Annotated in this window: 20 protein-coding genes; 4 read left to right on the top strand and 16 right to left on the bottom strand. The window is 54.3% G+C overall.

Features of this window, described 5'->3' with window-relative positions; genetic code table 11:
• Positions 1–47: 47 nt before the first annotated feature.
• The 14 genes from ABD890_RS15305 to ABD890_RS15240 form a co-directional block, all read right to left on the bottom strand.
• On the bottom strand, positions 48–503 hold the full coding sequence (locus tag ABD890_RS15305; RefSeq protein WP_345091320.1) for an SMI1/KNR4 family protein: 456 nt from the start codon (positions 501–503) through the stop codon (positions 48–50).
• A 100-nt stretch (positions 504–603) separates the two neighbouring features.
• Positions 604–1,020: a hypothetical protein gene (locus ABD890_RS15300; protein ID WP_345091315.1), complete on the bottom strand. Its 417-nt coding sequence runs from the start codon at positions 1,018–1,020 to the stop codon at positions 604–606.
• Positions 1,021–1,115: 95 nt separating this feature from the next.
• The gene (locus ABD890_RS15295) at positions 1,116–1,970 is read right to left on the bottom strand and encodes a hypothetical protein (RefSeq protein WP_345091312.1); all 855 of its coding nucleotides are present in this window, start codon (positions 1,968–1,970) and stop codon (positions 1,116–1,118) included.
• Between the two features lie 125 nt (positions 1,971–2,095).
• Positions 2,096–2,428 (bottom strand): hypothetical protein, encoded by a 333-nt coding sequence (locus ABD890_RS15290; RefSeq protein WP_345091309.1) that lies wholly within the window; start codon positions 2,426–2,428, stop codon positions 2,096–2,098.
• Between the two features lie 83 nt (positions 2,429–2,511).
• Positions 2,512–3,030 (bottom strand): DUF6985 domain-containing protein, encoded by a 519-nt coding sequence (locus tag ABD890_RS15285; protein ID WP_345091306.1) that lies wholly within the window; start codon positions 3,028–3,030, stop codon positions 2,512–2,514.
• 6 nt (positions 3,031–3,036) lie between these two features.
• Complete coding sequence (locus ABD890_RS15280; RefSeq protein ID WP_345091303.1) at positions 3,037–3,342, bottom strand: YjbQ family protein; 306 nt, start codon at positions 3,340–3,342, stop codon at positions 3,037–3,039.
• A 232-nt stretch (positions 3,343–3,574) separates the two neighbouring features.
• A complete protein-coding gene (locus ABD890_RS15275) occupies positions 3,575–4,003 on the bottom strand; it encodes a hypothetical protein (protein WP_345091300.1) in 429 nt (142 codons plus the stop codon).
• Position 4,004: 1 nt separating this feature from the next.
• The gene (locus ABD890_RS15270) at positions 4,005–4,310 is read right to left on the bottom strand and encodes a secondary thiamine-phosphate synthase enzyme YjbQ (RefSeq protein ID WP_345091297.1); all 306 of its coding nucleotides are present in this window, start codon (positions 4,308–4,310) and stop codon (positions 4,005–4,007) included.
• A 712-nt stretch (positions 4,311–5,022) separates the two neighbouring features.
• On the bottom strand, positions 5,023–5,247 hold the full coding sequence (locus ABD890_RS15265) for a YjbQ family protein (protein WP_345091295.1): 225 nt from the start codon (positions 5,245–5,247) through the stop codon (positions 5,023–5,025).
• Between the two features lie 85 nt (positions 5,248–5,332).
• The gene (locus ABD890_RS15260; protein ID WP_345091292.1) at positions 5,333–5,704 is read right to left on the bottom strand and encodes a hypothetical protein; all 372 of its coding nucleotides are present in this window, start codon (positions 5,702–5,704) and stop codon (positions 5,333–5,335) included.
• Between the two features lie 43 nt (positions 5,705–5,747).
• Positions 5,748–6,287 (bottom strand): CbrC family protein, encoded by a 540-nt coding sequence (locus ABD890_RS15255; RefSeq protein ID WP_345091289.1) that lies wholly within the window; start codon positions 6,285–6,287, stop codon positions 5,748–5,750.
• Between the two features lie 4 nt (positions 6,288–6,291).
• A complete protein-coding gene (locus tag ABD890_RS15250) occupies positions 6,292–6,726 on the bottom strand; it encodes a secondary thiamine-phosphate synthase enzyme YjbQ (protein WP_345091287.1) in 435 nt (144 codons plus the stop codon).
• A gap of 164 nt (positions 6,727–6,890) precedes the next feature.
• On the bottom strand, positions 6,891–7,385 hold the full coding sequence (locus tag ABD890_RS15245; protein WP_345091285.1) for a transthyretin-like family protein: 495 nt from the start codon (positions 7,383–7,385) through the stop codon (positions 6,891–6,893).
• A 147-nt stretch (positions 7,386–7,532) separates the two neighbouring features.
• Positions 7,533–8,477 (bottom strand): DUF1559 family PulG-like putative transporter, encoded by a 945-nt coding sequence (locus tag ABD890_RS15240; RefSeq protein ID WP_345091283.1) that lies wholly within the window; start codon positions 8,475–8,477, stop codon positions 7,533–7,535.
• 457 nt (positions 8,478–8,934) lie between these two features.
• Between ABD890_RS15240 and ABD890_RS15235 the strand changes: the two genes are divergently transcribed.
• Positions 8,935–9,459, top strand: coding sequence for a GNAT family N-acetyltransferase (locus tag ABD890_RS15235; protein WP_345091281.1), 525 nt, complete (start codon positions 8,935–8,937; stop codon positions 9,457–9,459).
• Between the two features lie 13 nt (positions 9,460–9,472).
• On the opposite strand, the gene ABD890_RS15230 is transcribed toward ABD890_RS15235, so the two are convergent.
• Positions 9,473–10,273: an endonuclease/exonuclease/phosphatase family protein gene (locus ABD890_RS15230; protein ID WP_345091278.1), complete on the bottom strand. Its 801-nt coding sequence runs from the start codon at positions 10,271–10,273 to the stop codon at positions 9,473–9,475.
• Between the two features lie 26 nt (positions 10,274–10,299).
• Complete coding sequence (locus tag ABD890_RS15225) at positions 10,300–12,363, bottom strand: FAD-dependent oxidoreductase (protein WP_345091275.1); 2,064 nt, start codon at positions 12,361–12,363, stop codon at positions 10,300–10,302.
• Positions 12,364–12,563: 200 nt separating this feature from the next.
• Here ABD890_RS15225 and ABD890_RS15220 point away from each other — a divergent pair, with 200 nt between their 5' ends.
• The 3 genes from ABD890_RS15220 to ABD890_RS15210 all read left to right on the top strand — a co-directional run bounded on the left by ABD890_RS15220 (position 12,564) and on the right by ABD890_RS15210 (position 15,301).
• On the top strand, positions 12,564–13,976 hold the full coding sequence (locus tag ABD890_RS15220; protein WP_345091272.1) for a sulfatase: 1,413 nt from the start codon (positions 12,564–12,566) through the stop codon (positions 13,974–13,976).
• Between the two features lie 128 nt (positions 13,977–14,104).
• On the top strand, positions 14,105–14,953 hold the full coding sequence (locus ABD890_RS15215; RefSeq protein ID WP_345091269.1) for a glycosyltransferase: 849 nt from the start codon (positions 14,105–14,107) through the stop codon (positions 14,951–14,953).
• An 87-nt stretch (positions 14,954–15,040) separates the two neighbouring features.
• Positions 15,041–15,301, top strand: a complete 261-nt coding sequence (locus ABD890_RS15210) for a GlsB/YeaQ/YmgE family stress response membrane protein (RefSeq protein ID WP_345091266.1) — start codon at positions 15,041–15,043, stop codon at positions 15,299–15,301.
• Positions 15,302–15,323: the final 22 nt, after the last annotated feature.

Below are 15,323 nucleotides of genomic sequence, written 5' to 3'. Positions count from 1 at the left end.
GCCCATGATCTGTCTCTTAGTGTACGTGGGGCCACTCTACGCCCTATTCACCAATTATCATGTGCGTCCCGAAAAAGGAACTCCGTCAAGTGATCCGCTTTCCGTATGAATTCACCGCTCATTTCCATGTAGTAGTACACAGGCGGATCACCCCCTTCGCTCGCACGGATGAACATGAATTGGTATCCCTGATGCATCGCAAATGCGATTGCATCTGCCGGCAGCTCAATGTCGGATTCATCCTCCTGGACAAGCTCACGTGCCGCTTGGGTCATTCCAGGCAGCCAGCGGTAAGTCATATCCGTTCCACGATAGAAGTCTCCCATTTCTCGCCCCATTCTTGCGAGAAACTCGCGGTAGGCATCAGGCAATGGCAAGCCAACGTCGTTCTCAATCGCTTCGATTTCAGAAGGCAAACACCCAACAAGATTGCGTTTACTGGCGACTCCTCGGTCTACAAGAACCGCAGCAATCTCGTCGATGCTGTGTTCGAAATTACACATCGCACGGGCCCCCAGTGTTTCTGCTCACTCCCCAATGATCTTCACCAAGATCCGAATTCGTTGTCGTTTATCTACGTGTGTTTCAAGATCTCATCGTACGCTAACCAACCCCCAAATTCGACACACGCCGCTCAAGCTCCCAACGGTCCCATCGCCCATCGATGGGCGTCAGAGTGCCTTGTACGGTACCCTCATGAATCCAAAGGGTCTTGCCATCGCCGGTCATTAAAGAGTCTCCAACTTCCTGCAACTCGCGAAGCTCCTCTGCCCCATCGATGTCGCCGGCAACGAAACGGTATTTATAGAAGTCCAAGTCAGCCAGTTCTTCCGTCAAGGTTCCAAATGCCCGCATGGCCGGGCCGCTCCAGAACGCGACGAGGAACAGCAGACCTCGCTTGATACCTGCAATGGTTTCGAGTGTTGGTTTGGCGACAAACTCGATCTGGTCGACTGGCACACGAGAGTATTTCCTCAAGAGTTCGTGGCCGTCTAATTCTCCGCCATGGGATAGCCCCATTGGTATTTCCTCCGCAGTGGTCTGCACCTAACTCTGCTTTCATTGTAGGTGATGAACACGCTGGTACCCTTTTGATCTCGATCCAGAAATTGACGCTAACACCACCTGACGGGATTGCCAGTTTGTACTGACGCCTCGAATACCGTTCGCAGAGCCTTCACGATGTCATCAAAATCAGAAACAAGCCTTGGACGCTGCTCTACCTGGAATTCAGAGGGATACTCAAATCGACATTGCCCGTTTGGTTTCTCCCAACTGCCATCTTCCCAAGGAATTTGCTGGCCACGAATTGCGATTCCAGACTCGTAGACATCTCCGGTATCCAAATTCTCCCAAGCAATTCCGTCACAGTGCCCGTAAACCTTCTGCCCGCTCTTATGAAACTGCCTGAATCTTGTCGCACGAAACAAGTCTTCGCCCGAAGTCGCATCGACTGCAACGAACTCAAACTCACTTAAGCCAGCATTGACTTCATAACTTCGGGAAAGAATGAAGACACCTCCGTAGGCGGCAACATATTCATAGAGCCCCTTACCAGATGCTGTTTCTACGAGGACGGTCTTTACTCCGATCCCTCCGGCAGAGGCAAAACATTCCAATTCCTCAAGAGCTTTGGCACTCGCTACTGATGGTGTCAAACCGCCGTTCGCATTTGGGAGTTGCTCTTTCAGAACTGGGAAGTGCTGCCAGCCGACTTCACCAAGGGCCTCTTGGAACTGACGGTAGCCTGTCCAGTTGGAGATGCGTTCGCGAGCAAAGTCCATGCCTTTATGCCCACAGCACGACTGCTCCCATTCGTAATGCTTGGCCCAGTTATCATCAGAGTTATGCTCTTTTTTGAGATTGAAGTAACCTTCGTTATCGACTTCAAGCCATTCACTTGGAAATGGAGGAGGCTTTGTCTTCCCATCTCGGAAGCAGTTACACATCACAGTGGCGTCAAGGCCCATGCGTCACACTCCAATCACTTTGCCCAAAACCCGTTTTCGCTGTCGCCCGTCGAACTGTACCACGATCGTTTTAGAGCCCAGCAAGCTCGCATTCAAATCTTCGTAATTGTGAACGGCGTCGAAGCTCATCGGTGCCTTTGCTTCTTCTTTTTTCGTTCCAATTCTCTAAACACTTCCTCTACGACATTCGCTCCAAACCTTCGGGCAAACTCCGCCTCCATTTCCTCGTTGTAGCCAGCAGCTTCGGCAGCTACGTCAATAGGTGTTATGCACTCACCTACAAAAGAAAAATGAACTGCATATCGCTGCGACAACTGGTCAGCCGCTTCATTCCACCAAGGAACAATCTTCCCATGTTCCCTCCATCCGAGACGATCATCAGCGATCTCGTTTCTTGCTGCCTCAGCCCCAACAACAAATGACGGATTCTCACGGAGAATCTTGTTAACTGATTTCATTGGAGCAGTCGAGTTCCCGATGATCTTCACTTCTCCCCGCGTTGGCCTGCGACCCGTTTTCCATCGGCGATGGTTACCACAGTCTATTGGACGATTCGGTCTTCACTCTCGGGCACATTAAAAGCATCACAATACGTGAGATGACCGTCTTGCATACTCACCCGGCGAAGCACATTGCCTTCGCGAAACACAATTTGGATGCCATGCTCTCGGTCCCAATCGCAATTACCACATATCTGAATATGGACTGAAGCGTCGCCAAACGGACGTCTCGAAACATGAATCTGAAAAAGCTGTACGTGCCGCCAAACATGCGCAGGGTTTTCGATCTTAATCTCCAACTCGTCAGTGCCCACTGCTGCCACGTAGTTGGAGTAATACCGGAATACGTAAGGAGTCACAGAGTCGCGGTCTTGGACAGTCAACGCAAGAAACTTAGTAACTGCCGAAGAGAATTCTTCGAGTCGTCCGTCTTCTTCGACATTCTCTAAAATAAATGTCAGTTGTCTTCCATCGAGGAAGGGTATCGAGATGGGTTCACTTTCAAACCACTCCTCAATGTCATCATCACGATAGATTGATCCCAATGGTTCAATATTCATATGGTCTCACCCACCAATAATCTTCACCAAAATCGGCTTCCGCCGCCGCCCGTCGAACTGATAATAGAAGATATGCTCCCACGGCCCCAGGTGCAGCTTGCCTTTGGTTATCGCCACCACAACTTCCCGCCCTATAATTTGTCTCTTCTTATGAGCATCTGCATTGTCTTCGCCTGTACGGCTATGCAAGTAGCCACTGCTGGCCGGGTCGGTGCCGGGAATGAAGGGGACGATTTCTTCCAGCCAACGATCATAGTCCTGGTGCAGGCCCGATTCGTTGTCGTTGATGAACACACTGGCGGTGATATGCATCGCGTTGCCCATCCCCGATTGGGATACTCTTGATCTCCACCCGGAAACCGACCCCGCCGACACCAAAACCACGACGACCAAAGAACATCATACCCGCTGAACTTCGAGATCAGGGGAAGACCCACATGGCAGTCTGCGAAGCCCTGAACGACCTTGGGTTCAGAACTCGCACCGGCAAGCACTGGCGGCATCCCCAGCAGATTGTGAAACTGCTGCGGTCTTTCGATTGATGCTAGGTAGATTTATTGTGCTTGTCGTACAGCCTTTGGGCAGTTGTCCGAACGGCCTCTGGAACTGACTGGTTTTGTACAACCTCTTCAAGCAAGGATTGACCATCAATTCCAGCCACTTGCTCAATACCGGAATTCAACAATCGATGAACCATGATTACAGAGAATTCGGAGGGATTCGATTGAATCGACCTCACAAGATGGGGTTCGTAGCCCGGAATGCTTTCTACGCCGTGTAGGATGCCCCAAAAAACACCAGCCCCGTCGTCAGTAGGATACCTCTCGAAAACCCTAAACAGGGAACCAAGAGCCGATTCAGGAGAATCGGTTTGAAACAGTTCTTCAAGCAATTCATCCAAACCGAGCCATTCACCATCAACTGGTTGAAATTCGTCGATCTCAGCAGCTATTTCGGCAGATGTTCGAGCCATGTTATTCCCCAATTACCTTGACCAAGACCCGCTTGGGCCGACGACCATCGAATTCACCGTAGAAGATTTGCTCCCAAGGGCCGAAGTCCAGTTTTCCATCTGTGATGGCGACCACAACTTCCCGCCCCATTATCTGCCGCTTCATGTGAGCGTCAGCGTTGTCTTCGCCTGTTCGATTGTGGGCGTATCGTTGGGGAGAGGCATCGAACGGGGCCAGACCTTCCAACCATTTCTTGTAGTCGTCATGGAGTCCCGATTCGTCATCATTGATGAAAACAGACGCTGTAATATGCATTGCGTGCCCCAATCACACTGCATTTCATGGTTTCGGGAAAGACTCGGAGAGCCAAGTAGTGGTTAATAGTCGGAAATCGTTGAAAATTTCGTACTGTTCGCAAACTGTGGCTCGATGTCGTCCGCGTGCGAACCAACCCAAACAGTGCCACAGTTCATTATTAGCATCTTCGAGCCTTCGTACATGTAGAAGTCATGCGAGGGCTCTCCATCGACATAGATTCCGTCCATCCAAAGCGGGATGGGGGGTGATCGGAAAATGCTGCCGACGTCTTGCCCATTGCATGCGATTAGTTTGGGACAACTCATCACGGCCTCTTGGAGGCACAATGTTATCAAGAAGTGCTCTAGCGAGTCACAGGCTTGAACAAACCCCTTGGGGGGCCCTTCTTCCCAGACATCCCTGGAGTTTGAGAAGACTGGCGGGTCATCCCCATCGATTGGAAAACGACACGACCAATTGCCTTGGTTCTCCCACGCAAACTCACACATTCCGTCGATGTACTGCAGACGATTTGCCGGCATCAACCCGTCTTGGGTCGCAAACGGGATGCGTGGATCATGCGGATCCATGTCGATCAGGTTCCCGAATTCCGCATACAGGATGGTAAGCGCGCGTGGCAAATTATCCGGAATATCAGGGGATGGACGGTGTTCGCCCCAAGGTGCGTGAAATTCGTGAAGGAAAGCGACAAGGTCTTCAATATTGGAAATCACATGCCACCTCACTCTCCAATGATCTTCACGAGCACACGCTTCCGCCGCCGACCGTCAAACTCGTAGTAGAAGATGTGCTCCCACGGCCCCAGGTGCAGCTTACCTTTGGTTATCGCTATCACCACCTCACGCCCCATGATCTGCCGTTTATGGTGAGCATCGGCGTTTTCTTCGCCGGTGCGGTTGTGGGCGTATCGCTGAGGAGATGCCCCACATGGAAGTCTGTGAAGCACTGCCTGAGCTTGGATTCAGGCCCCGTACCGGCAAGCTCTGGCGGCATCCTCAGCAGGATCGTGAAGTTGCTCCGCTCATTCGCTCCTACTCAGAGGGCCGACGATTCAACTCGTCTCCAATCCGAAACCAAGGAGTGAAGCAGAACCATGCCTCTCCGGTATCACAGTCCATCATCCGCTGAACAGTTCTCCTGCATGTTTCTCCATCGACGATAGTCCAAGGACTCATTTGGAAGAGTTGCTCGTCGTCCAGTCTGTATCCGTCATCATCCAGATACCACGGCTGTCTTCCGTCTTCGTCTTCCTTCTCAAGCAGTGCAAGAATCTGTGCTTTTTCATCAGCAGTCCATCGAAAGCACCCACGGAGCGTCTCCTCCGTTTGCTCTTGCACGGCAAATCGAAACTGATGACTCCGATAGGCCACCGTGATGACTTCTTCATGTTCAGGGTTCGCCATGCCGCCTTCCAAGCACTTTGTCCAGCACGATCAAGGTTGTATCTCAAGTGAACTGCCAAGTGAAATGCTGTTTCTCGCAACTGATACACTTGAAGAGACTGATTTCTCGCAGGGACTCTGGCACTAACTCGTAGTCTGCCTCCCACGCTCTGGGTTCATGCTCCCAGTAGTGCCATGACTGAGGAACTCCTTTTGACTCTTCGCATGATGTCGGCACTCCAACGAACTCACACCACCCTCCGCAGCACATCGGCCAGTCTTGCCCCTGCAAGAAGAGTGGGATGTCCGGTGTCCTGTGAAACTCTTCCAAAGAAGCCTGCTTGTCCTTCGCAAAACGGTTGATGGTCTTCTGAATCCTCGGTTCGATGTCCTTTTCCACATTCTCGCCGAGAATGCACTTTGCACACAGTTCAAAGATTTCGGGGTCTTCCTTGGCGAGATCGGGATTCGCCGCTTGGTCTGGATTCAGAATCAAACCGTTGTAGTTGTAGATCGGCGACTCATCCGACTCACAGAAATGGCATACAGTTCCGCCGCATGGAAACATTGCATCTTCACAAATGAAGCGAAAAGTCGTTCCCATGCCTTCACTCTCCAATCACTTTCACCAAGACCCGCTTCCGCCGCCGTCCATCAAACTCGTAATAGAAGATATGCTCCCACGGCCCCAGGTGCAGCTTGCCTTTGGTTATCGCTACCACCACCTCACGACCCATGATCTGCCGTTTGTGGTGAGCATCGGCGTTGTCTTCGCCAGTGCGGTTGTGCAGGTAACCGCCGCTGGCCGGGTCGGTGCCGGGGCTGAAGGGGACGAGCTCTTCCAGCCAGCGATCGTAGTCCTGGTGCAGGCCGCTTTCGTTGTCGTTGATGAAAACGCTCGCCGTGATATGCATCGCGTTCACAAGGACCAGGCCCTCGGATACTCCGCTCTCAGCAACTAATTGCTCAACCTCGTTATGAATCGAAATGATCGCCCGACGCTTGGGCACATCCATCCACAGTTCTTTTGTCAGTGACTTCATGGTTTCCTCCGGTTGCCCATTGTAGCGGGCAAATCTCCGAGACACATCTCGAAGGCGTGCCTGGGGAACGCCACATGAATTGCCGCTAGTTCGCAGGGCGCATAAAAAAAGGCTCGCCCAGGGCGAGCCTTTTTCGGTTGATTGTTTCGCTGCTGCCGACGGGCTTACGAGGGCGAGGTGGTCGAGCAGTCGGACTTCAGGTCGAAGTTGTATTCGTTGCGGTCACCGCTGACGTTTACTCGCAGTTGCGATTTACGGTTGTAGCAGGCCGGAATGGCGTCGGGCGGAAGTTTGGCAGGCTTAACGCCTTCTTGCGTTACTTCGCCGTTCCCTTCTTCATCCGCGTTGAAGCCGAGGATCTTGCGATTCATGCTCATCTCGACAATCTTTTCGCCAGCCATAATCCCCATGGCACGCTTGTCGAAGTGCAGTTCGTAATAGCCGCTGGAATCGGTCTTGGCGTACGAGAGCTTTCGAGTCTCGGTGTCGGAGAACGTAATAATGGCATCGACCAATGGCTGGCCGTCGAGAGTCACAGTGCCGGACACCGGAATCAACTCAAGTCCGCGGTAGCTGGGCCGTGGGCGTGGATCGCATCCGCAAATCGCGGCGACGATCAAAAGACCGAACAAAAACTTGAGAGGGGCAGGGTTTGTCATCGTTCTTATCGGTTTCGTTCTTCTAAATCACAGTCGATGGTTCGTGGGGAACAATCGAAAGGCGAAAGCTTCCAAGCGAGTTTCGCCTGACGCAGATTGGCGGAGCAGGATCGATCCGCCAAACCGTTTTCGCGAGACTGGGTAGCGTTAGTACGACCCAATCACTTCGCGACCATTGCGGCTGCCGAGAGCGCGGTAGGTGTTGAAGTCGATGGTCTGTGGCACGAAGCGAACGCTGCCATCGCACAACACGAACTGAGCTCCGCCTGGGTGGTAGCTGCCGAAAGCGAGCTGAGCGACCACGCCCGAGATGGAAGGATCGAGCGCGGCGTTCATCACCACGTTCATCGAACCGGCGACTTCGCAGAATTCGGTACCGCTGTTCTGGCCCGTGTCGGTTGCGTTCCAGCCACCTGTCTGAGGGGCGCCGATGTACCAGTGGTCCATGGCGTTGCCGTCGCGGGCTTCGTCCGGATCGGTATAGGTTTCGCCAATGGCAACCGTGTTCGACAACCCGTCGACGACGTCGGCGAAACGAGTCGAGCTCAGGCCGTACATCACACCGTCTTGCTTGTACATGCCGAGGTGGACTTCCCCCGAAGATACATTGGAATTGGTGTTGCCGAGGGCCAGCGACGATGCCACGCAAAGGTACGAACCAGGCACGCGACCTTCAATACTGTTGTTGTCGACCGCCTTGGGAATCGCCATGCTGGGGCAGCGATAGCCATCGATGTAAGTCGCACAGGCCGCTTCGTTGGCACTACCAGAGTTCCAGTTGCCATCGCCACCTTCCTGCCAGATGAGGGTCTCGAACAAATTGTTCAATTCCATCTGCGGCAGAATCGCAGCGTGCCACGAGGCTTCCAGGTTATTCCAGCCATATGGCAGGCACTTGTTGGTGTCGTGATAGTTATGCAAGGCCAGTCCCAATTGCTTCAAGTTGTTCTGGCAACTCATGCGGCGAGCAGCTTCACGAGCCTGCTGAACGGCTGGCAGAAGCAGGGCGATCAACACGCCAATAATGGCGATGACCACCAGCAATTCCACGAGCGTAAAACCACGCCGGCTGTTGGAAGGATTCGATGACATTGGACAGCTCATCAACTTCACTCTAAATCAATTCGTACATATTTGATTAAAAAGACCTTACGGACGACCCGGGACATCGCCCTTGTTCGGCCCGACGAGCGTTAGTAGAACCACGATCTGAAATAGTGCCCAGGGTTCAATTTTGTTGACAGGCGACAATTCATCGAAACCTCATAGAGGACCCCGATCACATGCGACTTCTGGGGGTACACGAGTTCGCAAAACCAAGATTCGTGTGCGCGATTACGAGAGTGGATATTTCTATTCCTGAACCAAACCAGCTGGTACTGGCCGTTTTCAGGCTTTGGCATGAAGGGAAGCGATAATCCGCTAGAAAAGCTCTGAAAGGAGATAACGGTCGCGTAGTCTGTATTGCGCAAGACCAAGGCGTGAACCCAACGGCGTTAAAGAATGTCGGATACGACACTTACCGTCATCCCGCTGAGCGAGGTCCTCGATGCAAATCGCTACCACCCGTCCTGATATCTATCTTTCGCCGTTCCAGCCGAGCGACAGTACCGCTTGTGTCGAGTTGCTTCAGGAGAAGGATGTGCACGAAGGGCTGCTGCTGATGCCCTATCCTTATGGTCCCAGCGACTTTGAGGCGTGGGTTTCGTTCGTCGCGGAAGAAACGGCCTTGCTGCAGAGCCCTGGCCAGTTGGCGATTCGGCAATCGCCAGGCAGATTCCTCGGGGGCATCGGAACGAAAGATCTGGTGCTGGGACACCGCTGCGAGATTGGCTATTGGCTTGGCAAGCCTTACTGGGGACAAGGTGTGATGCCGACCGTGGTTGGGCCCTTCTGCGAGTATTTGCACGAAACGTTTTCGCTGGTAAGGATCACGGCGACCGTGTTCGCCAACAATCCGGCGTCGATGCGGGTGCTTGAGAAATGCGGTTTCCAACGTGAAGGCACCCTGCGGAAGCACTACCGAAAGCATGGCCGGTTCATCGACGGCGTGCTTTTCGCGAAGGTGTGGTGATGGCAGGGCCCGGCTATTCGCTTGAGCCGGTCCACTCGAGTACCGCCAGGATCGCCAGATGATCAGACGCGACCGCTTCGTCCAGCACCTGGAACTCGACCACCTTCCATTGGCTGGCGGGACGTAGCAGGATGAAATCGATTTGCCGCTCTGGGTCGTCGCTGGGGATCGTGGCGACCGGCTCGGCGTTGGCCTGAGCCCAGTGCAGGGCCAAGATCTGCAGTGCCTTGCTCTCTGGCACATCGTTCAAATCGCCAGCCAGCAGGGCAGGGCGGTCGCCCCAGTCCTTGGTCAGCTTATTGATCGCTTCGCACGAAGCGATGCGGTCGGCATTGTGCGGACGATGATCGAGATGGGTTGCCAGGACCTTGAGCGAAGGCTGCATTCCAGGGACGCGAATGTCAGCCTCGATCACGCCCCGCGGTTCACCTGGATTGACCTGGGGCAGCCGATGATTGGTCATCGAGATCGATGGATAGCGGGTCAGAATGGCGTTGCCGTATTGCCCGCCTTGCAGTTTCAGATTGCCGCCAAAGACGCTATTCATTTTCAGCATCTCGGCAAGCGTGGCCGCTTGATCCACCTTGCCGGTGCGGGACGTATTCTGATCGACCTCTTGCAGGACGACGATGTCAGGCTTAGCCGCAGCGATGGTGTCGGCGATTCGTTTCAGATCGAGCTTGCGATCGGTCCCTTCGCCATGGTGAATGTTGTAACTCACCACGCGAATTTGGATCGGCTCGCTCGCGATCGCTGCTACCGGAAGAACAACCGAAAGAATCCAAGTTACCGGTAGCAGCGTCGATCGTATCACGATGGCAAACCTTTGCGGCTGGCAGGCTATTTCACAGGGACAAACACCACGGCGTCGGCCACGACATAGCCGTCGACACCTTCGTTGGTGATGACCACTTTACCATCATCGGCAAGGTCAAACTGCCCCAGCGAAACAAACACGCCGTCAACTTTCGGCTGCTTCTTCTGGTTCAGCTTCCCCTGGTAAATGGCTTCGCTGCCGGAGTAAACAACAACCGGAACGTTGGTCGCACGGTTGGCATTGCTCGAATAGGCAACGCGAACGTCGTACTTGCCCGGCTTCAGGTCCCTGGCATGAAATTCGATCTTCTTGCCACCCTGCTTGTTGTCGTCGTGGACGTAGCCCTTGCCGACGTAGCCACCCAGCGAATGGCTTTCCAGCCAGGTGCCTGACTTGGTGGCTTCATGGTCGTCGATGACAACGCCCTTCAGCTTGGCGGCGTCGATCACGTTGCGGGCCGGGGCTGGCTTGCGTTCCATTTCCAGAACCTGGCCATCCTTCAGCAGACGATCCTTCAGTTCGGCATAGTCGACGTCCTGAACGGGGATCTGGTGATCCAGAGCCATCGAAGCAGCCGTGGCAGCCGATTGGCCCAAAATCATGAACACAGGTTCCATGCGGATCGAACCGTAAGCGATGTGCGAAGAAGAAACGCAAACCGGAACCAACAGGTTCGTGCATTCGCTCTTCTTGGGCGTCAGGCTGTCGTAGCTGATCGGGTAAGCGCCGCCTGGATTGACCTGGATATCCCCTTCGTTACGGACGAAACCCTTGTCGTTGACATAACGCTGAACGTTGTGCGAGTCCATGTTGTACGAACCCATGCCGACGCTCTTGGGCGTTGGCTGAACGGCACGCAGCATTGGTTCGCACATGACAACTGGGCCGACCATGCGGCGAGCTTCACGGACGTAGATCTGGTGAGGCCAGTTGCCGTTGTCGACGAACTCGTCCTTGGCCAGCCCCCACTTGTTCATACGGTCTTGAATATCCTTCGGCACCGAAGGATCGTTGGCGATGAAGTAGAGCCAGCCCTTCTGGTACTGCTCGTGCTCTTTGATGATTTCCTGACGACGATCGTAGGTCGCTTCGGGATAGTCGTAGTTCATCCCGATGTTGTCGGTCGAGAAACCACCATGATTGTTGGTGTCGGTCTTGAAGTTGGGGGCCGGATCGAACTTGTTGAAGACACCCTTCCAACCACCCTGCAGGTAGCGAGCCAGCAGTGCGTACTGCTTAGGATCGTAGCCTTCTGGCTTGGGGAATTTGACCTGATTCTCTTTGGCAGTCGTCAGGCACATACGGAAGCAGTAGGCCTGAATCTTGTCGTCGCCACTGCCGTCCGGACCTGGTTGCTCGGCCGAAACACGTGGCAAAATGCCGCTACTTGGATCGCCTTCGACCACGTAAGCGCTGACCGGGTAGTCGAACTGATGGCTGTGGGCACGACCGGCCTGAACACCATTCAACGATTCGCCGTAGACATCGTTTGCTTCGCGACCGACGTGGAACGAAACCCCGGCGGCGGCCATCAGGTCACCTTCGTAGGTCGTATCCATGAAGATCTTACCGGCGTAGGTGTTGCCATCCAGGGTGGTAATACTGACGATCTTGCCATCGACCACTTTCACGCCGTTCTTACGATCGAGCCACTGGTCGCGAACGACAGGGATCTTGTATTCGTCGACGATCTCTTCAAACACCTTTTCAGCAACGTGCGGCTCAAAGACCCACATCGAGTCTTCGTTAGCACGGTAGCGGCTGTACTGCTCTGCCTTCTGCTCCCGCCAGGCTTCTGGCTGATCGTAATGCTTCTTCACTCGTTGATAGAAATCGAGCGAGAGACCACCGATCGCGGACTTGTTGCCACTGTCGGTCCAACCCAAGCCACCGCTCGACAACCCGCCGAGGTGCTTGTCCGGAGAAACAATGACAACCGACTTCCCCATCTTCTTGGCTTGCACGGCAGCCGTGATCGCAGCAGATGTACCGCCATATATCACGATGTCGTATTGCTGTGGGGCAGCCTGCAACGACGAAACCAACATGGCGCAGGCAATCGCGCACGAAGCGAAATAGCGAATCACAGGGAGAACTCCGAATAGGGTGGGGAAATCTGAGGTCCCTCTATCGTAGCCCAAAGGTAAGGCGGATCAATCCGCCCTGGAAGGCGTCTTGCGCAGGCTTATACACCAGAAAGCGTTTGCTTCGCGATTTGCCACAGGGCAAAATACCGTCTGCTTCCTCCCATCCCTGCCACAATCGCCTTATTCTGCCGAGTCCAACCATGCTGACGACTCCCATCCGCCCAATCTGCCTTTTGGCCGTGACGTTCACACTCTGCGCATTCGGAGTGATCTCGTCGGCTGATGCGGCTGAAAAACGGCTGAATGTGCTGTTTATCGCCGTCGATGACATGAACAACGATTTAGGCTGTTATGGGCACGATCATGTCTTTAGCCCCAATATCGATCGTCTCGCCCAATCGGGAACTCGCTTTGATCGAGCCTATTGCCAGTTCCCGCTCTGCTCGCCCAGTCGAACTTCGATCATGACCGGGCTTCGTCCCGACGCGACGACGGTCTACGACCTGAGGAAACATTTTCGCAAAGTTTTGCCCGATGTGGTGACCATGCCGCAGGCCTTCGCCAAGGCAGGCTACTTCACCGCTCGCGTTGGCAAGATCTATCACTACGGCAACCCAGGCCAGATCGGCACCAACGGATTAGACGATGCCCCGTCGTGGCAAGTCCGCATCAACCCGAGTGGACGCGATAAGAAGGAAGAGAACCTCCTCACCAATCACACACCGAAACGTGGCCTCGGTAGTTCGCTCAGCTTCATGGCAGCCGAAGGAACCGATGAAGAACAGACCGACGGCATCGTCGCGACCGAAGCGATTCGCCTGATGGAAGAACATCGCGACGAACCGTTCTTCATTGCCGCCGGCTTCTATCGTCCCCATTGTCCCTACATCGCCCCGAAGAAATACTTCGAACACTATCCGATTGGCAAGGTTCCGGTCTGGAACAACGACTTCCCAGAAGTAAAACAGGTTCCGCAATGGGCTCTGGCATCCAACAAGCCGTGGCCGTGGTTGGGCGTGAATCCACAACAACTGCAAGAAGCTCAGCAGGCCTATTGGGCGACCATCAGCTTTGTCGATGCCCAGGTCGGTCGCCTGATGGATGCCCTCGATCGGCTTGAACTGCGCGAGAACACCGTCGTCGTTTTCTGGAGCGACCATGGTTATCACTTTGGTGCCCATGGCCTGGTGAAGAAGCAAAGCCTGTTCGAGCAAAGTACCCGGGTGCCCTTCATCATCTCGGCTCCTGGCCAGAAGCAAACCGGAACGCATAGCGGACGAACCGTTGAACTGGTCGATGTCTATCCGACGCTAACCGATCTGTGCGGAATCGAAGCTCCACGAAATCTCGCGGGCGATAGCCTCGTACCACTGCTCAACGATCCCGAAGCAACGTGGAACAAGCCAGCCCTGACGCAGACCATCCGTGGCCCGAAGATGATGGGCTACAGCTTGCGGACGGAGCGTTATCGCTTGACGAAATGGGGCGACGACGGCCTCGAACTGTACGACTACGAGACCGATCCGCATGAACTGCACAATCTGGCCAACGATCCCCAGCATGCGGAATTGATGAAGGAATTGAGCGTGAAGTTAACAAACCTTCGCAATTGATCGGCAGCCGGGTCGATCTTCATCAAATGCTAATCAAACCAGCGGCTCGCGCGTCTTGGGAAGCGAAACCGAGCAACTTATACTCGGTTGTTTGCTTTGCCTGATCCCTGGTTTGTGTTGTTCGAGCGATGTCTGATCCTGGTTCGTTCTCGTCATCGCAGCCGCTTGTCTCAGTTGTGATGGGCGTCTGGAATCCGCACCCGCTGCACTTCCCGGAAGTGGTGCAGAGCATCCTGGCACAGACGCACCAGAACCTGCAGATCATTCTGATCGAAGACCCTTCCGAGCGCGACGGTCGCGAGATGATTCGCGATATCCAGGACGAGCGTCTCATTCACATTCGCAACGTCGATCGGACCAGCTTGCCGGATCAATTGAATCAGGGGCTACGTTTGGCGGAAGGAGAACTGATTGCCCGCGGCGACGCCGACGACATCTGGGAGCCACATCGCGTCGCGACACAGCTTCGTATCTTTCAAGAAGACCCAGAACTGGTGGTGCTGGGCAGCACCCTGACCGTGATCGACGATCGAGGCAATCCGCTGGGCTATCGCGACTATCCTCGTTCGCACGAGGCGATCGTCAAAGCGATGCGGCGTTACAATCCGATTGCCCAGCCAGTGGTGATGTTCCGCCGCGAAGAAGTGCTGCGACTGGGTGGCTACCAGAAAGAGTTCTTCGTCGAAGACTACGATCTGTGGTGTCGCCTTGCCTTGGCAGGCGCGAAGTTCGCCAACTATCCGGAACCGCTGTTGAGGTATCGGATCCATCCGGAAGGCATGAAAAGTACACGGCTGAAGAAACAACTTGGCGAAACGATCCGCATGAAGGAAGCGCATTTTCGAGGGCAACTAACCACGGCCGACCAGGTTCGCTTGATGGCCGAGCGGACACTATTGTGGCTACCGAGTCGTTGGGTACTGTGGCTCTTTGGCAGAATGACGTTCCAGAAGACGCTGCCAGGCCCGAACGCTTAACGCCAGGACTTGCTGCCGATTGGCACGCCAAATGCACTTTGTTGCCGGGAAAGAATGTGACAACCATTTCCCAGAGGAGCAACAACCATGGGTATTCTGACCTGGATCATCTTCGGCTTAATTGCCGGTGCTTTGGCTAAGTTTCTGTTTCCCGGTAAAGATCCGGGTGGCTGTTTTGTGACCATCATCATTGGTATCGTCGGTGCCATGGTGGGCGGATTCATTGCCACCGGTTTGGGCTACGGCGATATCTCTGGATTCAACCTGTACAGTCTGCTGGTTGCGATCCTGGGTTCGATGGTCGTGCTGGCGATCTACCGCGTATTGATCGGCGGCAAGGCAGAATAAACGCCGCCGATCGTCAATGTGA

Origin of the sequence: Bremerella cremea (assembly GCF_039541315.1) — a bacterium.
In the GTDB taxonomy this organism is placed as follows: Bacteria; Planctomycetota; Planctomycetia; order Pirellulales; family Pirellulaceae; genus Bremerella; species Bremerella cremea.
Note: the sequence above shows the minus strand (reverse complement) of the source record. Positions and strands in the feature narration are given on the sequence as shown.

Coding starts and splice junctions, on each gene's coding strand:
- ABD890_RS15245 (WP_345091285.1), bottom strand. CDS start 7,385: ATGACAAACCCTGCCCCTCTCAAGTTTTTGTTCGGTCTTTTGATCGTC.
- ABD890_RS15210 (WP_345091266.1), top strand. CDS start 15,041: ATGGGTATTCTGACCTGGATCATCTTCGGCTTAATTGCCGGTGCTTTG.
- ABD890_RS15215 (WP_345091269.1), top strand. CDS start 14,105: ATGTCTGATCCTGGTTCGTTCTCGTCATCGCAGCCGCTTGTCTCAGTT.
- ABD890_RS15275 (WP_345091300.1), bottom strand. CDS start 4,003: ATGGCTCGAACATCTGCCGAAATAGCTGCTGAGATCGACGAATTTCAA.
- ABD890_RS15290 (WP_345091309.1), bottom strand. CDS start 2,428: ATGAAATCAGTTAACAAGATTCTCCGTGAGAATCCGTCATTTGTTGTT.
- ABD890_RS15295 (WP_345091312.1), bottom strand. CDS start 1,970: ATGGGCCTTGACGCCACTGTGATGTGTAACTGCTTCCGAGATGGGAAG.
- ABD890_RS15285 (WP_345091306.1), bottom strand. CDS start 3,030: ATGAATATTGAACCATTGGGATCAATCTATCGTGATGATGACATTGAG.
- ABD890_RS15235 (WP_345091281.1), top strand. CDS start 8,935: ATGCAAATCGCTACCACCCGTCCTGATATCTATCTTTCGCCGTTCCAG.
- ABD890_RS15250 (WP_345091287.1), bottom strand. CDS start 6,726: ATGAAGTCACTGACAAAAGAACTGTGGATGGATGTGCCCAAGCGTCGG.
- ABD890_RS15305 (WP_345091320.1), bottom strand. CDS start 503: ATGTGTAATTTCGAACACAGCATCGACGAGATTGCTGCGGTTCTTGTA.
- ABD890_RS15280 (WP_345091303.1), bottom strand. CDS start 3,342: ATGCATATCACCGCCAGTGTGTTCATCAACGACAACGAATCGGGCCTG.
- ABD890_RS15220 (WP_345091272.1), top strand. CDS start 12,564: ATGCTGACGACTCCCATCCGCCCAATCTGCCTTTTGGCCGTGACGTTC.
- ABD890_RS15300 (WP_345091315.1), bottom strand. CDS start 1,020: ATGGGGCTATCCCATGGCGGAGAATTAGACGGCCACGAACTCTTGAGG.
- ABD890_RS15260 (WP_345091292.1), bottom strand. CDS start 5,704: ATGGCGAACCCTGAACATGAAGAAGTCATCACGGTGGCCTATCGGAGT.
- ABD890_RS15255 (WP_345091289.1), bottom strand. CDS start 6,287: ATGGGAACGACTTTTCGCTTCATTTGTGAAGATGCAATGTTTCCATGC.
- ABD890_RS15240 (WP_345091283.1), bottom strand. CDS start 8,477: ATGTCATCGAATCCTTCCAACAGCCGGCGTGGTTTTACGCTCGTGGAA.